Below are 19645 nucleotides of genomic sequence, written 5' to 3' on the forward strand. Positions count from 1 at the left end.
GGGTGAACTGGTAGTGAAAACACAGCTTCTATGCCCTCGCGTCGTCTGTACCTCAAATCGGTCGTGGCAGCCAGTACCGGGGTTACTGGTGGTCTTGCAGGGTGTACTAATTTGCAGAAACAAGACCGAACGACAACAACGAGGCGGAAAAAGAAAAAAGAACAAACTCCGCTCGAAATCCAACATTCTTGGACATCTACTGTCGAAGAAGACGCCAGTCAGGCGCTCTTCGACGGCTTTCAGAAATCGCGTCCAGATGTTACGATTAACGAACGAACGGTCGCTGGTCGGGCCGGCGGTGACCTACAAACGACGATCAAAAAGCGGATCATCGAAGATAATCCGCCCAGTTCATGGCAGGCATGGGCTGGGAAGAATCTACAAACATACGTCGAAGCAAAGGCGCTTACGAACCTCGACGATAGCTTCTGGGCGGGAGATGCGGGGTGGGATTCTTTTTCTGCCATCTCGAAGCGGCTGTCGAAAGTCGATGGGTCGTTCGTCGCCGTCCCGTTGAGCATTCACCGCCTCAACAATCTCTTTTACAACGTCGATATTTTGGAGGATGTAGGCGTCGACCCCGAAACGATAGACGGCCCCCACACACTCTTGAACGAGGTGGAAACGGTCGAAGAGGATAGTAAGGCAGAAGGACTGGTACACGCGACGAAACACGTCTGGCCGACGATCGAGTTGTGGGAGTCGATGTTGGTAGGCACCCACGGCGTGGACACTCACCAGTCCATCGTGAACGGGAACGTACGGTCGCGGGAACGGGCAGTGAGGGACGCGCTCGAACTCGTTAATCAGTATCGCGACTACTCGCCACAAGCGCTTGCCCCAATCAACTGGCACAACGCGGCGAACCGGTTTCGAAACGGGAACATCGCATTCTTCCACCAAGGTGATTGGGCTGCGGCGGAGTTCATAAACGACGACGAGTTCGCGTTCGGAACAGACTGGGATTACGTTGAATTTCCGGGGACGGAAAACAAGTATCTCCTCAGTATGGATCTGTTCCCGTTTCCGAAAAACAACCCGTCCCCCGAGGTCACCGCTCGATTTTTACGGTATGTCGGGTCGGTCGATGCTCAGAAACGATTCACACAGAAACGGGGCGCTATCCCGGCGAGAAAAGATGTACCACGAGCAGCATTCGCCCCCTTCTTCCGTCGCCAAATAGCTCAATTTCGGCGGGGGGAGACGCACCTTCCATCCATCGCACACGGACTAGCGATCGCCCCCGAACCCCGAACCAAACTGACGAATGCGATGAAAGAGTTCACGTCGACGTGGGACGTCGACCAAACGGCCGGAAAGATAGCGGAAATATTCGATTGAACGCTGGTAGGGTTCGTTTCACCCTCCGTTCAGGACGGACGTGTTGGTCGTTCGTTTGAAGATGATGACTTCCCGATTTTGGTAAACGGCTCGATACTCGCCGGATCGCTGGAGTTCCGAAATGAACGACTGTCGCTGGTTGTACTTGCGCCCGTAAACGGTGTACTTTCCTTTCGGGACGTAGATGTAGTCCGGAGTGGTCGCGGTCAGTGCGATGTTTCTATTCAACTCCTCGACGGTTGTCGTCGTGGAAATCCGTTGGTATGCCGTGTATTGCCACTCGTAGGTTACCGGGCTGCTTTCCCATTCGACGCCCCACGGGCCGACGAGGTTCGTACGATTCGCTATATACGGGAACCACTCGGCGGCATCACCGATGACGATGAACTCTGCGGACTGGTCGACGTTGCGCTGGGTCCACTGCATCGCCGAATGATCGTGTTCGTCGATAAACGAGGGCATCGAGTTACTCCCCTCGTATTCATTGATGGCTCCAGAAACGTACAGGGTCGAGATGTTCGCTCCAAAAACCGAGAGAGCCAACAGAACCGCGATGAGTGTATGCTGCCGCGTCATAACCGGCTCTATCAATCGCGTAATCCACGGGACGGCACCGTCGAGTACGAAGATGGTCGTCACCAGCGACCCGATTACGAAGATGAACCGAGTTTCTCCAGTAATCGCACCGACGAGGAGAAGCCAAATCGGGAGGAAGCCTCGGCGCTCGGCGAGTAGATACGCAACGCCAGCGATCGGAATCGCATACCAGAGCGAAAGGAGAATCACACCGTAGAGTTGCGGAGATGGAGATACCGTCGCGGTAGACTGTGGATTCCCGAGAAAGAGCTCCACCACGACACCGAGTCCCCCTCCAAGTCCCCCGTGGGTACTCGACGCTGAGACGAGGTTCTCGAAGCTGTAGATCGATATGATCCTCCCCCACCAAGGGACGGTTAGAACGATTCCACAGATGCCGACGATGGCGGCGTACGCGAACCCGCGAGCCGTCCGAGCGTACGTCACGGTGAAGACGGCGATGCTCAGACCGAGAAAGACAGTGTATTCCGGATGGGTGAGCGCTGTCAGGGTAAACCACACGGCTGTGGGAACGACCCATCGCCACGACATCGTTTTGAAGAGCCGCAAAGCGGTGTACACTCCGGCAAGTGAAAACAAGAACGCCGGCGCGCGAACGATACCGCCGGCAGAGAAGTGCCATCGGACGAACGCAGGAGTTACCGCAAAGACGAAACTCGCCATCCCCGCTCGTTGGGGGGATCGAAGCAGCTCTTTGCTGAGCAGGTAGAACGGAATCAAACTAGCGATAGTAACTAGTCCGGGGAGATAGCGAGTCAATACGAACAAATCAACGCTGAACACGTCGTAGAGTACGGCAAGACAGTAGAACATCAACGGGGGGTACGCGAACGGGACGCCGTTCGCCGTGTACTGCGGCACGACTCGAGGAAATCGATAGCCTTGATTGGCGATCTGTTCAGCCATAGAGAGAAACAGGCCGCCACCGAAGGCCGGATTTTGGTGCGTGGCGAGATAGCTACTGTACGTGAGACCGGCGATGAACAGCGCAGGCGTGAGCCAGAGATACTCGAGCACCCATCGTCTCATATGATTGTCGTCGAAAGTAGTAGTAAACGAATCAAGTTGCATTTTAGGGCTCTGGACTGAACCAGATAGCAATACCGATGGAACCGTCTTCTATGTTGTGGGATTCCCGCGTCGCGTATCAGATCGAGATCCGGCGGTGGACCACGGGCCGCAGGCTGAATGAAGGTCCCGCGTAGCGTCTCGAGGTAACTATCGACGGTCGCCCGCGTATTCTTGAGAATGGCATCATTGGGTCGATTCTGCTTGGAGATTCCGAACGTGAGTATCATCAACGGCACGCGAGGGTCAATAGGCTTGCTATTCCGTGGCGAAGACATATATGACTTAGACTGGTAATGGGTACCATGCCAGAAGGGTACATGTGCGACGAATGCGGTGACTTTCTCTCCGTCAAACCTCACTCGGTGTTCCAATTCGGGCCCGGGGGAACGGAACAAGACCGCGAATTCACGTTTTGTGAAAAATGCGGGCCGAAGATAGTCAAGGAGCACGGATGGTCGACTTCAAGCCGAGATGACGAACGCGCAGGGTGAACGCGTGAGCAGAAAAGCGTAGAGTCGACCGGCACGATGTGGCAAACTCGTTTCAAAACGTGGTATCGCATCCTTCCGGCGGGATTTGGGCAGCAGCGGGGTTCGTCGATTTGTCCCTCTCTCCCACTTCGCGTTCGTCGAAGCCCGCACAGCGTTCGCCGAGTCGGCGACCAACCTGCGCGCCGTCAGTCCGTCAGAGACGAACGGTCGAGGGTTTCCGCCTATTCGCGGTACTACCGGTACGGGTCGAGCGCCAATCGCGGACCTCGGGAAGGTTGGTGTCCAGGAAAACGCAGAGCATCTCGATTTCGTTCGTCTTCCGTGCGGATTTCAGGTCATTTCGCGTTCAGAACCGACTCCTTTCCAGGATGACCAGTGTAGCCGTACGAACGTCGTTGGTATTACCGGTCAGACATACTAGTCAGTCATACTGATCAATATAATCGAACACACCATTCGGCGGATTTGATATTCCTTGATTCCGGACTCGTCCTCAAGGAGTGTTCGTCACGGCCTAAGAGACCGCGTATGGCCACGATGAGACTCGCATACACAAAATGACTGGAGCAATAAATAACACGGCGAGGAAGGCAACCAAAACCGTAGTCACTCTCTAAACTATTTTTAATGTATATACTACAATTAATGATAAATTTTCGTACCCGACAGGGATATTCGCCGGTGATAGATACGTAGCGCAACTCTGTTACGGGGAGAGCTATCGGCGTCTTCTCTCACGAGGTAGCTTCCTCGAAGTTCATTCGTTCGATCGAACTAGCGATTGGTAACAGAATCGTAATAATGAGAGTTATTACGCTTGAGTAATATCTTTCCGCTAATGCCATCGAGACGGGATATTCTCGCCGGCGGCGGCGTCACTAGTCTCAGCATCGGTGCCGTCTCGCAACTTCGACTCGGCCCCGTCGAGTCGTGGACTCCGCGGCCCGACACGTGACCGCTCCGGCGGTACGATTCCGCGAACACCGCTACCAATCTCGACGCGACCCCGCCGACGAACCCGTCGGTCGCGTGGGCCGCCGCTCCGCTTGGAGTGAGCTGGGGTAACGTCACTTGTCGCGGATCAGAAGATGGTGTACGCAGCGGGGAACGGAACCGCAGCGCTCGACCGCATGGACGGAACGGTACGATAGAGATCGAACCACTCCGGCGGACCGCTCGCCGTCCGCGAGGGAACAGTGTTCATCATCGAGGTGGCGTTTCCGGGCTCCTTCGTCACCGACTCTCCGAGAGTTCGGGGAGGAATGTGAAGATGACCGCGACGACGGCGAGCAAGCCGCCGAGTGTCATGAGCGCACCGTCGAAGTATCCCGCGTCGGCGAGAACCCCGACGAAGACCGACCCAGTCGACGCGACGAGGAAGTAGCCAGTCCGCAGGAGTCCCCACGCTCCGTTGCGGTTTGCGGGCGGGAGGGCGTTGATGATATAGGTGTTGGTGACCGGCGCGATGCCCAATTGGACGCCGATGAGGACGATGACGATAGCGATGGGGACGACGCCGGAAACGAACGGAAGTGAGAGAAGCGGTAGCACGCTAGCACCGGCAAGAGCGACCAGCACGAACCGATTCCCGTAGCGGCCGACCGCGCGTCCGCCGCCGATCTGCGCGACGGCTCCGCTCACGAAAAGGGCCGCGAAGAGCACGCTGGCGGTCACTTCGTCGATACCCTTGACCGTGATGAGGTACGTCGGAAGGAAGGCGGAAAGTCCCTGGAAGACGAACACTCTAATCGTCTTCCCTCCGACGCTTAGCAGCACCGGACGTCGGCCGACGGCGGACAGAAGACTCCGAAGACGACGGCGGGACGATGCCTCGGTGGCGTCGGGTATGGCGGTCGACGGGATAACTCGCCACGCCATTACGGTCGTGAGTAAAAATATCGGGACGGCACCGGCGATCGGAACGCGCCATCCGAACCGAGTAACGATAGTTCCGGCGAGGATAGGAAGCGCCGCAGCGCCGAGGCTCCCGACCGCGAGCGTGAATCCGATAGCGGTACTGTCGTTCTCGGGATACAGAGACGAGAGGAGCGTTCCTCGCGTCGGCCCGTAGAGGCCGTTCCCGACGCCGACGAGCGCCGCCATCCCGAGGAAGACGAAGAAGACGGGGGCGGCCGCAAGTGCGCCGACGCTCGCCGTCATGACGACGAGACTGGCGATGAGAACCTTCCGGTCGCCGATGCGATTGCTCAGGAGACCGGCGGGGAACTGTGACAGACCGTACACCGCCCAGATGACGGTGATGGTGAATCCGGCGGTCGCGTTGTCGATATCGAACGTCGTCTTTATCCCGGGCAACAACACGGGGATCGTGATTCGCGTTCCGAGTATCAACAACCATCCGAGCGCGATGACGACGAGCGCCCAACCGCGGCCGTCACCGCGCAGTGAAGCGACCGTGCGTTCGACGTGTTCTCTCAACTCAGTGGACGGCATTCGATGGTAGATTGGGTTAGCCTAACTCCGACGCTCCTGTTATACTTTCCGGCCTCGATAATCCCGTTCGCTTTCGATTCAGACGGGGTTCTATCACCACGCCTCACGGAGCACCGACTCGATTTCCTCGGCGCTCGGGCTCAGTCCCGTCGGCGCACGAGCCATCGGGGAGTCGTCGACGATGAACTCGGCGATCGCCGGCAAATCCTCCCGCCGTGTTTCGGGAAGATCCCGGAGGCGCGTCGGAACGTCGAGCGAATCCCGTACCTCAGTAACCGCGTCGACGACCATGTCGGCCACCTCGGCGGCGGAGCGCTCGGCCGTGTCGATGCCGAACCCGTTCGCCAGCACGGCGCGGTTCGCGTCCACCTCCGCGAAGAGGTATCGAAGAACGTGCGGCGCGACGACCGCGTGTACCGCACCCTGTTGGACGGCGTACCGACGGGCGAACCCGTGACCGAACGCGTGAACGATCGAGATCTTCCGGTCAAGTTGGACGAGCAGCGAGCCGACCACCGCCCGGTCGAACATCTCGGCGTCGGCGGAACCAGCGTCGCCAGCGACCCGCGGGAGTGCGTCGCTCAATAGCCGAATGCCGTGAACCGCCGTCGCGTCGCTGACGGGGGTCGCATCCCGGGCGTACGGCGTCTCGATTCCCTTATCGAAACCGTTCATCGCCGAACCGGCCAGTGCGTTCACCGGCGTCGTCTCGAACAGGGACGGGTCGGCGAAGTCCGCGATCGGCATCACCGAACCACTGACGCTCATCGGCTGTTCAGTCGGCGACTCAGCCGCCGAGAGGATCTCGATCGACCCGCCGCTCGACACGTCCGCTCCCGCGAACGTGGTCGGGACGACGACCACCGGCGGTCGTTCGCCGTTCGAATCGGGCTGGCGGAGTTCCCCGTCGCGCGCCTCGTCGCGGAAATCAGAGAGCGAGCGGTCGTCCGGAGCGAGAACGCTCGCCTGTCGGGCGACGTCGAGGCTACTGCCGCCTCCGACTCCGACGAGGACGTCCGCGTCGACCTCGCGCATCGCGTCGATAACCTCGAAGGCGGTCTCGGCCTGTTTCTCCGGCGTCGTCCGGTCGAAAACGTCGACGAGGCGGTCGCCGAGTCCGTCTTTGATCGGGGTCATCAGGTCGTCGTTGGCCCCGACGTTCGACCCGCAGACGATCACGGCGCGGTCGAGGTCGCACTCCGCGAGGTAGTCGCCGAGCCGACCAACGCATCCACGGCCGAAGATAAGGTCGCAGCCACGGTACTCGTACTCGAACGCGTCGACGTTACGGAGCATCGTTCGCCGATTGGAGCGACTCCGCAATGAAGGTGGCTGGTGCGACGCCGTCGGAACCGATTCGAATCCCGAGCACCGTGCCCCGCTGTGGTTGGCCCGCCGTGAACGAACGTCACCGACTCGGAGCGGTATCGTGGCGGCGGATTCGGTTCTCACTCGAGCGCGGTCGCCAGTTTCTCGACGGGATGCGGAACGTCCTCGTCGTACTCGTCGCCGAGTTGCGTCCGACAGGAGGCGCCGGGCGCGGTCACGACGTCACCGTCGCTGTCGTCGACCTGCTCAAAGAGGATGCGACCGACCGCCTGCGACATCGAGTAGTGCTCGGCCTCGTAGCCGAACGTGCCGGCCATGCCGCAACAGCCCGAGTCGAGGGGGTCGACCTCGTAGCCCGCGCGACGGAGGAGACCCACGGCATGGTGGTCTTTCTTGACCGATTTCTGGTGGCAGTGACCGTGGTAGGTGAGCGATATCGGAGGTGCATCCCACCGCAGGTTTTCGTCAAGTCGGAAGACGTCGAGGTACTCGCAGACGCCGAAGGTGTTCCGGGCGACCGCCTCGACGCGGTCGCCGCTGAGAAGGTCGAGGTAGTCCGACTGGAACATCACCGCGTCGGAGGGCTCGACCGTGACAACTTCCCAGCCGTCGGCGACGTACCGCGATAGGGCGTCGACGTTCCGGTCGGCGATACCGCGAGCCTTCTCGACGAAGCCCTTCGAGTACGGCGGGCGTCCGCTCCCCGTCACGTCCGGTACGGCGACACGGACGCCGGCAGCTTCGAGTAGCCTCACGGCGGCTCTTCCCGGTTCCGGGTGGTTGTAGTTGGTGTACGTGTCGGGAAAAAGAACGACCTTCCGTTCGGCCTCCGCTTCGGGGACTTTCGCACCGCCGCGCTCTCGGAACCAGTCGCGTAGCGTCGTTCGTCGGAATTCCGGCAGGGAACGCTCGCGGGCGACGCCTATCGTCTTCTCCATCATCGGACGAGCACCGGGCAGTTTCCGACCCCAGTTGGAGAGCGGTGCCAGCGCGCTCCCGAATCTCGATAGCGCGTCGATGTTGGCGAAAATGCGGTCTCGAAGGGTCGCCCCGTGGCGGTTCTTGTACTCGTGTTCGACTTCGACCTTCAGCTTCGCCATGTCGACTTCGCTCGGGCAGTCCACGGAGCAGCCTTTGCAGCCGATACATACGTCCATCACCTCGTGCATGAATTCGACGTCGAACTGCGCTTCGTCTCCCTCTCCGGGCGATGCCCCCTCCGAACTGGCGGTCGCCGCATCGAGGTCGCCCGACATAGCTTGCCGGAGGAGGTTCGCCCGTCCGCGGGTGGATTGGATCTCCTCCCGCGAGGCGCGGTAGGTCGGGCACATCACGCCCCCGGTGGTCTCCTGCCTGCCGCGACAGCCGCCGCAGCCGTGACAAAGTTCGGCCATCCCCTGAAAGTCGTTCTCGTTCTCCCAGTTCAGCGCCGGGTCGAACCCCGAATCGAACTCGTAGCCGGGGTCGAACCGGAGGTTTTCGGTCAGGTCGTGGTCGCCGCAGACGTTCCCCGGATTCAAGAGCCAATCCGGGTCTACCGCAGTCTTGAGGTCGCGGAAGAGCGTCCAGACGTCCTCGCCGTAGAGTTTCCGGTTCCATTGCGTTCGCGCGCGCCCGTCGCCGTGCTCGCCTGAGACGCTCCCGCCGTACTCGACCGCGAGATCCGTCGCCGCGTCGGCTATCGACGCCATCTTATCGATTCCCCCTTCGGTCTTGGTGTTGACGAGCGGTCGGACGTGGATACAGCCGGGACCGGCGTGGGCGTAGAAGCTCCCGAATGTGTCGTGTTCCTCGAAGACGTCCTGGAAGTCCGCGATGTACTCGGGGAGGTTCTCGGGGGGAACGGCGATGTCCTCGATGAAGGCGATGTGCTTCTCGTCGGTCGTCCGCGAGAGCAGAATCGGCGTCGACGCTTTCCGCATCTTCCAGAACTTCCGCTGGCTCTCCTCGGAGAACGCCGTCAACCCGTCGAACGCGACGTCGCCGACGCGGTCGTCGAGTAGTTCGTCGACCTTCGCCCGGGCCGCCTCATCGGTGTCGGCGTAGAACTCGACGAGCAGGAAGGTGTCGGTTCGCTCGGGGAGGATACTCACCACGTCCTTGAAGTCCTCCAATCCGCGGGCGAGTTCAACGAGTACGCCGTCCAGCACCTCGACCGCCGCGGGGTCGTGGTCGAGGATGGATTCGACGTCCTCCATCGCCTCGATGAGACTATCGTAGGTGAGCAAGCCGATGGCAGTCGTATTGGGAATCGGCTCCAGGGAGAGCGTCGCCTCGGTCACCACGCAGAGGGTTCCCTCGCTGCCGACCATCAGGCGCGCGAGGTTGACGCTTCCCGCCTCGCTCGCGGCACCGTCCGCTTCCTCGACCAAGACGTTCAGATTGTAGCCCGAGACGTTTCTTTTGAGACTGGGGTAGGCGTCCTCGACGGTCTCGACCTCCTCCTCGACGACTCGTAGCGCCTCGGCGTAGAGGCGCTCTTCGAGGTCGCCGTCGGCGTCGGCACCCGCCCGGAGTTCCGCGAGCGTCGTTTCACCGAGCGTCGTCACGGTGCCGTCGGCGAGGACGACTTCCAGTTCCTCGACGTAGGCGTCCGTCTTCCCGTACTTCAGCGAGTGGGCGCCCGTGGTGTTGTTGCCGATCGCGCCGCCGACGGCGCTCCGGTTCGCCGTCGAGGGGTCGGGTGCGAACTTCAGGTCGTGAGACGCCAACCGTTCGTTCACCTCCGCGAGTATCGCCCCGGGTTGGACGCGCACCTCGCGGTCGTCAGGATGGACGTCCAACACGTCGGTCATGTACCGGGTGAAATCGAGCACGATGGCTTCGTTGACCGTCTGTCCGGCGAGGCTCGTGCCGCCACCCCGCGGCAGAATCGGTATCTCGCGCTCGGCGCAGTAGGTCACGACCGCGACCACATCGTCGGTCGATTCGGGGAAGACGACGCCGATGGGCGTCACTTCGTACGCGCTCGCGTCCGTGGCGTACAGTTGACGCGTGTAGGTGTCGAATCTGACGTCGCCGTCGACGAGCGGTTCGAGGTCGTCCACGAGACCGGGGCGTTCGACAGCTCCCTCGCGGTAATCGTAGTTCGCCCGGTCGTCGCCGGCAGGCCCCGGCTCCGAAGGTAATTTGCGCTCAGCCATAGACTCTCGTTATCGTCTCTCAATGAACGGGCCGTCAGTGTAAACCCTTCGCCGCGACGGCACCGCGGACGTCGATTCGTCGCTACCGCGACCGCGAGTACGAGCAACGCTACGCGACCTGGTTCTTGAGTTCCTCACCGGTTCGGAATCGGCGGACGTTCTCGACGACGAGCTCGGCGATGTCGAGATGGTAGCGGTTCGTCGCCGAGGCCTTGTGCGGGGAGATGATGACCTCATCGAAGTCCCAGAGCGGGGAATCCTCGGGAAGCGGTTCGGTCTCGAAGACGTCCAGACCCGCACCCGCGATAGCGCCGACGTCGAGGGCGTCGACGAGCGCGTCCTCGTCGACGACGGGGCCGCGGGCGACGTTGACGAGGAAGGCGTCGTCACGCATGCGTTCGAACTCGGCGGTGCTCATCATCCCCTCGGTCGCCGGCGTGTGCGGAACCGCCAGCGCGACGAAGCGAGCGTCCGCGATAGCCTCGTGGAGTTCTTCGGGGGCGTAGACGCGCGAGACGCCGCGAATGGGTTCGTCGGAGCGGCGGACTCCGATGACCTCCATCCCGAGGGCGTCCGCGCGCTCGGCGATACCCCGCCCGATGGTTCCCAATCCCACCACGCAGAGGCGCTTCCCCTCGACGGTGAACGGTCGGTCGTAGTCGGGCGTGTACCAGTGGGTTGCGTTCTGGTGGTCGCGGTAGATGTGAAGCATGCGGGCGAACGAGAGCATGTAGGAGACGGCGAGTTCGCCGGCGGTCGTGGCGTGGATGCCGGTACTGTTCGTCAGGGATACGCCCGACGCTCGGTAGGAGTCGGTGTCGAACTCGTCGTAACCGGCCCGGACGCAGTGAACCCATGCGGCGTCGAGAAACTCGGGACGCGGTCGGTACGTGGCGACGGCGTCCGTCTCGTTGTAGCGCCCGTCGTCGCCGACGAGTTCGGCGAGCACGTCGAGATCCGCGAACGCCTCCACGAACGCTTCCTTCGGGACGACGTTCTCCACCGATTCGTGAACGCAGAGTCGCTCCAATTCTGACATACGTAGTACTCACACGGATGCAATGTGACGTTTTCGCCGCCCCGTTACGCTCGAACGATAGAAATGATTAAATGTGATAATTAACTTTACAATACTCCACCACGCCAGTCATTCGCATGGACGTAACAGAGGCGATCGCGGAGATCCTCGTAGCGGAAGGTGTCGACTACCTGTTCGGATTCCCGTCGAATCCGTTGTTCGACACCGGAGCCGTCGAAGACGCCGGCATCCGAACCATCGTCGTCCGGCAGGAACGGACGGGCGTGCACATGGCCGACGCCGTCAGCCGGGTGACCTCGGGCGACGAACTTGGCGTGTTCGCCTGTCAGCACGGTCCTGGAACGGAGAACGCCTTCGGCGGCGTCGCCCAGGCGTACGCGGAGTCGGTTCCCATCGTCGCGTTTCCGGCGGGGTACGACCTGGCGAAAACCGACGTCGACCCCAAGTTCAACTCGCTTGTCAACTACCAGCACGTCACCAAATCCTGCGAGCAGTTGAAAGACCCCGAGTCGGTCGTCGAGACGGTTCGCAGAGCGTTCAGCGCCGCGCGAAACGGCCGTCCGCGCCCGGCTCTCGTCGAGATTCCGAAAGACGTCTTCTCCGAGGAGGTCGGCGACATCGACTACACGCCCACGAAGTCCTCGAAGACGGGGCCCGACCCGAACGACATCCCACCGGCGGTCGACATGTTGCTCGACGCCGAGCGACCGGTCATCTATGCCGGACAGGGCGTCCACTACGCGAAGGGCTGGGAGCGGCTATGGGAACTCGCCGAACTCGTCGAAGCCCCGGTCGCCACCAGTCTCAACGGGAAGAGCGCCTTCCCCGAAGACCACCCGTTGTCGCTCGGGGCGGGGTCGAAGAGCGAACCCGGCCAACTCGCGCACTTCCTCGACGAGTGCGACCTCCTGTTCGGCGTCGGCACCAGCTTCTCGACCACCGCCTACGGCATCACCGTGCCCGAGGACAACGAGATCGTCCACGCGACGCTCGACCCGACGGACATCGACAAGGAGGTCGAGAGCGACCACGCCATCGTCGGCGACGCCGAACTAACGCTCGAAGCCCTCGTCGACGAGGTCGAGGGCCGCCTCGACACCGCGCGGGGCCGTCGAGATGACGTCGTCGCGGAGATTCGGGAGGTCGAATCGGAGTGGCTCGCCGACTGGCAGCCCAAGTTGGAGTCCGACGAGACGCCCATCAATCCCTACCGGGTCGTCAACGAACTCACCGAGGTCGTCGACGCCGAAGACGCGATCATCACGCACGACGCCGGCAACGCCCGCGACTTTCTCGCGCCGTTCTGGAAATCGTCGGAGCCGCTCAGTTACATCGGCTGGGGGAAGACGACGCAGCTCGGCTACGGTCTCGGTCTGGCGATGGGGGCCAAACTGGCTCACCCGGACAAGCTCTGTATCAACGTGTGGGGCGACGGCGCCATCGGTATGACGGGGCTCGACCTCGAAACCGCGGCGCGCTACGACATCCCCATCCTCTCCATCCTCCTGAACAACTTCGAGATGGCGGGCTACGAGACGCCGTTCGGCGGCGACTTCGACCAAGTAGCCGACGCACTCGGCGCGTACAGCGAGCGCATCGAGAACCCCGACGAGATAGCGGGCGCCATCGAACGCGGCGTGTCGAAGACCGAAGAGGGAACGCCGGTTCTGTTGGAGTTCATTACAGGCAAGGAGACGGAGCTCTCGCGTCCCGACCTCGACTGAGTCCGGGAACCGTTCCTCCCTTTCTACTGTCGACGGGAATCGACTCCGGAGCGATACTACGAAGTGGGCCGTGACCGTCGTGGCAAACGCACGCATGGAACACGTACACGAAGACGACCGAATCGTCGTTCGCCTCGACCCGGGCGACGAGGTCATGGACTCGCTCGAAACGCTCCGCGACGAGTACGACATCGAGAACGGCTTTCTCGCCGGAATCGGCGCCGTCGACCGGGCCACGCTAGGGCACTACGACGTCGAAACGCAAGAGTACAGCGAGGAGGAGTTCACCGGACAGTTCGAAGTGACGAGTTTCCTCGGAAACATCGGGCCGGACAAGATACACACGCACATCCAACTCGGGACGGACACCTTCGAATCGCTCGGCGGTCACTGCTCCGGGGCCCGAGTCTCGGGAACCTTCGAAATCCTCGTGACGCTCGGCGAGACGCCGCTGACGCACCGACTCGACGACCGAACCGGCCTCGACGTGTTCGACATCTAGGTCGGCGCGTCCATCGATCCTCGTTTTCGCCGATTCACCCTTCGAGACTCGGGAAGGCTTCGACGTTGTACTCGAGCGTCGCGCCCGTGCTGGCGACGTACGGAACGCGGCGCTCGTGATGAGAGCCGTGAGACCGCAGATCGACCGAGCCGCGAACGCCGTTCTCGACGGGGCCGAACACCGACGACTCGGTTCCGAGCACGAGCGCGTCGCCGATGTCGTCGGTCGGCAGTCGGAATCGCCGAGCCGCCTCGTCGGCGGAAACCACCTCGTCGACCCCGTCGACATCGTCGAGCCACTCGAGGGCGTCCGCCGAGTCGTCGCGGAGATATACGTACGCTGCGCCGCCGAGGTTCTGGTGGTGGTAGGTGTGTTCGTCCGTGATGAGTCGGACGACTTCGGCGTCGTGGCCCTCCCGGTCGAGAACCGCTTCGAGGTCGACGCACACCGACTTCCGGTTCATACCGTGGTCGGCGGTGGCGACGAGCGCGTCGCTTCGTTCGTGAAGCGTGGCGACACCCGCATCGAGTTCGCCGACCCACTGCTCGGCCGCCGCTTCGTCCGGCCCGTGTTTGTGCGGAACCACATCCGTCGTCGACACGTAGAGCACGTCGAGGTCGCGCTCGTCCAACAGGTGCACCGCGGCTTCGAGCAGCCAGGCGCTGGCCTTACCGGAGTAGATACCCGGCGGTTCGCCGACGGCCGCCGCGAGCCACTCGGGCGGATTCTCCGCGCTCGCCGCGACGTCGCACCCCTGACCGACCATCCCTACCAGTTTATCCTTCGCCACCAAGGCTGCGACCGTCTCGCCCCGCTCGGCGCGGCGCTGGAGTTCCGTCCGGCACCGCAGGTGCGAGGGGTCGTTCATGAACGCCTGCTCGTCGCGTTCGGGGTCGTAGTATGTGTTTCCCGTCACGCCGTTCCGGTCGGGGAAATCGGCCGTGACGATGCCCGCGTTGTTCACGTTCGTGAGGCTCGGTACGATACCGTCGCAGACGCCCGCGTTTCCTCGAGCGGCGACGTCTTCCCAGCCGGGCGTCTCTGTCGCCGAGAGATACGCAGGGTCGAGGCCGTCGAGACAGGCGATGACGTGAGTCATGTGGTAACTTTCGTAAGGTGGTGGTTCGAGTCACATATACCTTCGCCGGCGTCACTCTCCCATCGCCGCGCGTTCCTCCGGAGCGCGTGGCGAGCGACGGAGGCGTCGTGAGAGCAGGCCGAGCGAGACGAGGCCGAAGGCCGCCCCGAGGGCGAGGGTGATGAACGCCCACGCGTATCCGGAGGTGTCGAGCACCGCGCCGAAGACGACGGGGGAGACGACCGTCGCGCTGAACCCCGCGAGCGTCTGTACTGACAGCGCGACGCCGACGTTTTCGTCCGCGACCACTTCGGTGACGGCCGTCGAGGTGGGCGAACTGTCGGCCGTCAGCAGCGCGCCGTAGACCAACAGGAGCGCGGTCAACACGGGAAGCGACAGCCAGTCGAGGAAGCCGATAGCCGCGCTGATGCACGCGCTCGCCGTGAGAACTGCGAGAACGGTTCGAATTCGACCGACGGAGTCGCTGGCCCAGCCTCCCAGGAGGTTTCCGACGCCGCCCAGCGACATCATCGCGCCGGTCAGCAGTCCGGCCAGAACGGTCGGGTCGGACGCCCCCGCGACCGCCGTCGTGGCGACGAGGAACGCCGGCATCCAGTTGCGAACTCCGAACACCTCCCACGTGTGTCCGGCGTAGACGCCCACGGCGTACAGATATGCCCGGTTGGAGAGCAAGCGACGGTCGAATCGCCGGTCGCTCACGGCCGCATCGGGATGGTCACGAGCGAACGCGAGCATCAGCGGTCCGGCGACCACCGCGCCGACGCTTGTCGCCCCGATAGCGACACGCCAGTCCAGTGCGGCGGCGACCGACGAGGAGAGCAGGAACGACAGTCCCGTGCTCAGCGAGAACGCGCCGGTGTAGACGCCGAGCGCGCGTCCGCGAGCCGACTCGGGATACCACTCGCTGAGGAACCGCATCCCGGGCACGTACACGCCGGCCATGAACACCCCCGCCACGAACCGGAAGAAAACGCCGATTAAGAAGCCGTCGGCGAGCGCCGCGAACGCGATGCTCGCCAGTCCAGTGCCGGTCGCGCCGACGGCGACCACGCGTCGCGTCGAAGAGCTGTCGGCGACCAACCCGGCGGGGATGATGGCGACCACGTATCCCGCTTGGAAGGCCGCGAACAGCGCACCGGCCTGGATTCCCGACAGCGACCATGCGTCGACTATCTGCGGGAGAAGCGCCGAGTAGTTGAACCAGACGAGAACCGAGAGCAGGAGGACGATGCTGGCGACCGCGAGCGACCGAGTTCGTTCGTGCACGGCTTTCGACCTCCTTCGATTCGTCTCGTGACGGATTCCAGTCTGAGGGTTCAGTCGAGCACACTTAGTGTTATGGTTCTTCGGCCGGATTCCAGCACATGTCGAGTTCGTCTGGCAGATTCAAAAAATCGATCGACAATGAAGGAATTCTCGTCGCGCCCGGAGCGTACGACGCCGCGAGCGCGAAGCTCGTCGAACGCGCAGGTGCCGAGGTCGTCTACGTGTCAGGGTCGAGCGTCTCGACGTCCGTCCACGGATATCCGGACGTCGGACTGACGACGCTCACGGAGATGGTCGACCGCGCTCGTCAGGTTGCCGGCGTGGTCGACGTACCGGTGTTCGCGGACGCGGACACCGGCTACGGAAATCCGATCAACGTCCGCCGGACGGTCGAGGAGTTCGAGCGCGCGGGAGTTGCCGGCATCCACCTCGAGGATCAGGATTTCCCGAAGAAGTGCGGTCACTTCGACGACAAGTCGGTCGTGGCTACCGACGAGATGGTGGCCAAACTCCGAGCTGCCGTGGACGCCCGGACGGACAACGATTTCGTGCTCATCGCCCGAACCGACGCGCGGGCGGTCGAGGGGTTCGATTCGGCCGTCGAACGCTCCGAGGCGTACCTGGATGCAGGTGCGGACGTCATCTTCTTCGAGGCACCAGAGTCGGTCGCCGAACTCGAGGAAGTGGCCGAACGAATCGACGCCCCGCTGCTCGCGAATATGACCGAGGGCGGCCGAACTCCGATGCAGACGGCCGCCGAGTTGGAATCATTAGGGTACGACATCGCACTGTTCCCCGCGACCGGGTTCAAAGCCGTACTCAAGACGTTACAGGACGTGTACGTCGAAATCGTCGAAACGGGTACGCAGCAGGGCGTTCTCGACGAACTGGTGTCCTGGGAGGGTCGTAACGATATCACCGGGCTGGACGAGATAGCCGAACTGGAGGGACGGTACGCCGTCGAACCGGACGAGGCGTCGTGAATCGGCCGGACGACGCGTCCGAATCGGGACACGCCTTTATGGAGGAGGCGTGATAGAGTATTGCATGGACGAGAAACGCGAGGACGACGGCGCGGCCAGCATCTCGTTTGCGACGCCGGACACCGAATTCGGCGAGGGAACCGTCGCGCTCCTTCCCGAGACGCTCGACGAGTTGGGCGTCGACGCTCCGCTCGTCGTGACGGACGCAGGCGTCGAATCGGCGGGCGTGCTCAACGCCGCGCTCGCCGGTCTCGAAACCTCACCCGCCGTTCACCGCGCGACGACCGAACCGAACGTCGACGATTTCGACGAACTACCGGACGGGGAGTACGACGGCGTGGTCGCCGTCGGGGGCGGTTCGTGTCTCGACACGGCGAAGGTCACCGCGACGCTGCTCGCCCACGGCGGGTCGGCCGGCGACTATCTCGGCGTCGACCGCGTGCCCGGCCCGACCGTCCCCTCGGTGGCGATTCCGACGACGAGCGGTACCGGCTCCCAAGCGACCCAAACGGCGGTCGTCTCCTACGACGGGGTGAAACGCGGGGTGAGCGACGAACTGCTGCGCCCGGAGGTCGCCCTCGTCGACCCTGCGCTCACGTATGACCTCCCGAACGATGTGACAGCGCGGTCGGGGTTCGACGCGTTCGTTCACGCGCTTGAATCGCTGACCGCGCGCGACTACCGGCGGGTCGAACCGCGACCCATCAGCTATCAGGGGGCGAATCCGATTTCGCGCCCGCTCTCACGGAGGGCGCTCCGGTTGGTTCACGGGTCGTTCGAGCGCGTCGTCGCCGACGGCGACGACCGCGAGGCCAGACGGGAGATGAGCCTCGGAGCCCACCTCGCGGGAACTGCGTTTTCCAACGCCGGTTTAGGTGCGGTTCACGCGCTCGCGAGCAGCGTCGGCGGGATGACCGGACGACCCCACGGCGAGTGTCTCGCGGCCTCGTTGACCGCCGGTCTGCGCTACAACCTCCCGGTGCGGAGACGGGAGTACGCCGACGTCGCGCGGGAACTCGGCGTGGCAGGGGTCGACGACGACACCGACGACGCGGCCCGCGCGCTGCTCCGGGAGTGCGGTCGGATTCGGGACGCCGTCGGCCTCCCCGGGTCGTTCGCCGACCTCGGGCTGGAGCCGGACGACGCGGACGACATAGTGCGGAACACGCTGATTCAGGAGCGGCGTCTCAAGACGAACCCGCGGACGGTCGACGAGAACATTCGGGAACCGGTAGCGCGAGCGTTGCGGTAAGTCAGCGGACGAGGAGGAAGACGCTGAGGAGTCCGGCGAGTAACGCGAGCGCGGCCAGCGTGACGAACAGGGCAGCCGACCCGGCGTAGGTGAGGACGGTGCCAGCCATCGCCGCGCCCAGCGCGCCGACGCCAAACATTGCCAAGTAGGTGAATCCGTACGAGAGGCCGTGGCTGTCGGCGGTGACGTAGTCCGCGATGGTGGCTTGATACACCGGCGCGGCCACGTAGACGAAGAATCCCAGCAACACGCACACCGCGAGCAGCGGCACGACGCCGGCCGACGACGCCGGGACGAAGAGCAGCGCGGCGACGACCAGCACCGCGAAGGTGACGACGAGCGCGCGTTCGGTCTCGACCAAATCGCTCGCTTTCCCGCCCGCGTACTGGCCGAACATCCCGACGAACAGGAGACCGGCGTAGACGTATCGACCGGGTTGGAACGACCGACCGGCGACGGTTATCGGTTCGAACAGCTGGAGACCGCCGAGGATTTCTGGGAGGAACGTCAGGATTCCTCGGTAGTAGAGGCCGTACAGCATCACGACGACGAAAACGACCGTGAACCCCCGTGTGAACAGCGCGCGCGAGTTGCCGACGAGCTTCCGGAGCGAACCGAGACCTCCGTCCGCTTCGACCGTCCGGCCGGGGTCGCCGTCGGCCGCGACCTCGGCGCTTTCGGTGGCCGCCCGTTCGTCGAAGGAGATTCTGAACGCGATGGCTCCGGCTATCAGCGCGGGCGCGACGAACAGCGCGGCGACGAGTCGCCAGTCGATGTAGCTGAGGAGCACCGCCGCGGCCAGCGGACCGACCACGGTTCCGACGTTGCCGGCGACGCCGTGATAGGCGAAGGCGGTGCCGCGGTTCTCGGTGCCGCGACTGAGCAACGAGAGCCCCGCGGGGTGGTAGAGGCTCGCCCCAGCACCCCACAGAATCAGCGCCGCTCCGAGCACCGCCACGTTCGGGGCAAGGCTCACGAGCAGGAATCCGCCACCCATCCCCACCGCTGAGCCGAGGACGAGCCGCTTTGATCCGTAGGCGTCCGCGAGAATGCCACTCGGCAGCGCACCCAGACCGATGAGCGCGTAGCCGGCACCGACGACGATTCCGAGCGTGGCCTCGGTGGTAGCGAAGGCGTCGAGCCACACGGTGACGAAGATGGGGATTGCCAGTTCGTACGTGTGGAACATCGCGTGGGCGAGCATCGTGAAGCCGACGATGGCCCGGTCGTTGCGTTTCATCGTTCGGAATCTCCGCGGGAATTGAGCGAACCGATGAGTCGGAGTAGTATAAATTTTGGTGAAGAAGGCGTCCGTCGAACGACCGCATTCGGGACGACCGGGAATGTGTCGTTC

At 63.0% G+C, this 19645-nt stretch carries 14 protein-coding genes; 5 read left to right on the plus strand and 9 right to left on the minus strand.

Annotated features, from left to right (window positions below; all coding sequences use genetic code 11):
- The first annotated feature begins 63 nt into the window (after window positions 1–63).
- Complete coding sequence (locus LIW51_RS27420) at window positions 64–1341, plus strand: ABC transporter substrate-binding protein (protein WP_227378608.1); 1278 nt, start codon at window positions 64–66, stop codon at window positions 1339–1341.
- A gap of 18 nt (window positions 1342–1359) precedes the next feature.
- Here the strand turns inward: LIW51_RS27420 and LIW51_RS27425 are convergent, their stop codons facing one another.
- The 6 genes from LIW51_RS27425 to ddh all read right to left on the minus strand — a co-directional run bounded on the left by LIW51_RS27425 (window position 1360) and on the right by ddh (window position 11465).
- Window positions 1360–2967, minus strand: a complete 1608-nt coding sequence (locus tag LIW51_RS27425; RefSeq protein WP_227378609.1) for a putative glycosyltransferase family protein — start codon at window positions 2965–2967, stop codon at window positions 1360–1362.
- Between the two features lie 1614 nt (window positions 2968–4581).
- Window positions 4582–4737: a hypothetical protein gene (locus tag LIW51_RS27430; RefSeq protein WP_227378610.1), complete on the minus strand. Its 156-nt coding sequence runs from the start codon at window positions 4735–4737 to the stop codon at window positions 4582–4584.
- Entirely contained in the window at window positions 4734–5939 is a 1206-nt protein-coding gene (locus LIW51_RS27435) for an MFS transporter (RefSeq protein ID WP_227378611.1), read from the minus strand. The genes LIW51_RS27430 and LIW51_RS27435 overlap by 4 nt, the downstream gene beginning before the upstream one ends.
- 108 nt (window positions 5940–6047) lie before the next feature.
- A complete protein-coding gene (locus tag LIW51_RS27440; protein ID WP_227378612.1) occupies window positions 6048–7250 on the minus strand; it encodes an iron-containing alcohol dehydrogenase family protein in 1203 nt (400 codons plus the stop codon).
- 152 nt (window positions 7251–7402) lie between these two features.
- Entirely contained in the window at window positions 7403–10426 is a 3024-nt protein-coding gene (locus LIW51_RS27445) for an FAD-binding and (Fe-S)-binding domain-containing protein (protein ID WP_227378613.1), read from the minus strand.
- A 109-nt stretch (window positions 10427–10535) separates the two neighbouring features.
- Window positions 10536–11465 carry a D-2-hydroxyacid dehydrogenase gene (gene ddh / locus LIW51_RS27450; protein ID WP_227378614.1) on the minus strand — a complete coding sequence of 310 codons (930 nt, stop codon included), beginning with the start codon at window positions 11463–11465 and terminating at the stop codon, window positions 10536–10538.
- 116 nt (window positions 11466–11581) lie between these two features.
- On the opposite strand from ddh, the gene LIW51_RS27455 reads away from it, so the two are divergent.
- Both LIW51_RS27455 and LIW51_RS27460 read left to right on the plus strand, forming a co-directional pair.
- Window positions 11582–13189, plus strand: coding sequence for a thiamine pyrophosphate-requiring protein (locus LIW51_RS27455; RefSeq protein WP_227378615.1), 1608 nt, complete (start codon window positions 11582–11584; stop codon window positions 13187–13189).
- 94 nt (window positions 13190–13283) lie between these two features.
- On the plus strand, window positions 13284–13691 hold the full coding sequence (locus tag LIW51_RS27460) for a PPC domain-containing DNA-binding protein (protein ID WP_368411869.1): 408 nt from the start codon (window positions 13284–13286) through the stop codon (window positions 13689–13691).
- A gap of 34 nt (window positions 13692–13725) precedes the next feature.
- Here the strand turns inward: LIW51_RS27460 and LIW51_RS27465 are convergent, their stop codons facing one another.
- Complete coding sequence (locus LIW51_RS27465; RefSeq protein ID WP_227378617.1) at window positions 13726–14790, minus strand: alkaline phosphatase family protein; 1065 nt, start codon at window positions 14788–14790, stop codon at window positions 13726–13728.
- A gap of 51 nt (window positions 14791–14841) precedes the next feature.
- Window positions 14842–16056, minus strand: a complete 1215-nt coding sequence (locus tag LIW51_RS27470; protein WP_227378618.1) for an MFS transporter — start codon at window positions 16054–16056, stop codon at window positions 14842–14844.
- Between the two features lie 98 nt (window positions 16057–16154).
- Between LIW51_RS27470 and LIW51_RS27475 the strand changes: the two genes are divergently transcribed.
- Window positions 16155–17039, plus strand: coding sequence for an isocitrate lyase/PEP mutase family protein (locus tag LIW51_RS27475; RefSeq protein WP_227378619.1), 885 nt, complete (start codon window positions 16155–16157; stop codon window positions 17037–17039).
- A gap of 64 nt (window positions 17040–17103) precedes the next feature.
- The gene (locus tag LIW51_RS27480; protein WP_227378620.1) at window positions 17104–18291 is read left to right on the plus strand and encodes an iron-containing alcohol dehydrogenase family protein; all 1188 of its coding nucleotides are present in this window, start codon (window positions 17104–17106) and stop codon (window positions 18289–18291) included.
- 1 nt (window position 18292) lies between these two features.
- Here LIW51_RS27480 and LIW51_RS27485 read toward each other — a convergent pair whose 3' ends face one another.
- Complete coding sequence (locus LIW51_RS27485) at window positions 18293–19531, minus strand: MFS transporter (protein WP_227378621.1); 1239 nt, start codon at window positions 19529–19531, stop codon at window positions 18293–18295.
- Between the last annotated feature and the right edge of the window lie 114 nt (window positions 19532–19645).

Origin of the sequence: Haladaptatus halobius, assembly GCF_020618475.1 — an archaeon.
Taxonomy (GTDB): Archaea; Halobacteriota; Halobacteria; order Halobacteriales; family Haladaptataceae; genus Haladaptatus; species Haladaptatus halobius.

Bases quoted from the DNA above. Each gene is read 5' to 3' on its own strand.
- LIW51_RS27425 (WP_227378609.1), bottom strand. From the start codon at position 2,967: ATGAGACGATGGGTGCTCGAGTATCTCTGGCTCACGCCTGCGCTGTTC.
- LIW51_RS27440 (WP_227378612.1), bottom strand. From the start codon at position 7,250: ATGCTCCGTAACGTCGACGCGTTCGAGTACGAGTACCGTGGCTGCGAC.
- LIW51_RS27445 (WP_227378613.1), bottom strand. From the start codon at position 10,426: ATGGCTGAGCGCAAATTACCTTCGGAGCCGGGGCCTGCCGGCGACGAC.
- ddh (WP_227378614.1), bottom strand. From the start codon at position 11,465: ATGTCAGAATTGGAGCGACTCTGCGTTCACGAATCGGTGGAGAACGTC.
- LIW51_RS27455 (WP_227378615.1), top strand. From the start codon at position 11,582: ATGGACGTAACAGAGGCGATCGCGGAGATCCTCGTAGCGGAAGGTGTC.
- LIW51_RS27460 (WP_368411869.1), top strand. From the start codon at position 13,284: ATGGAACACGTACACGAAGACGACCGAATCGTCGTTCGCCTCGACCCG.
- LIW51_RS27465 (WP_227378617.1), bottom strand. From the start codon at position 14,790: ATGACTCACGTCATCGCCTGTCTCGACGGCCTCGACCCTGCGTATCTC.
- LIW51_RS27475 (WP_227378619.1), top strand. From the start codon at position 16,155: ATGTCGAGTTCGTCTGGCAGATTCAAAAAATCGATCGACAATGAAGGA.
- LIW51_RS27480 (WP_227378620.1), top strand. From the start codon at position 17,104: ATGGACGAGAAACGCGAGGACGACGGCGCGGCCAGCATCTCGTTTGCG.
- LIW51_RS27485 (WP_227378621.1), bottom strand. From the start codon at position 19,531: ATGAAACGCAACGACCGGGCCATCGTCGGCTTCACGATGCTCGCCCAC.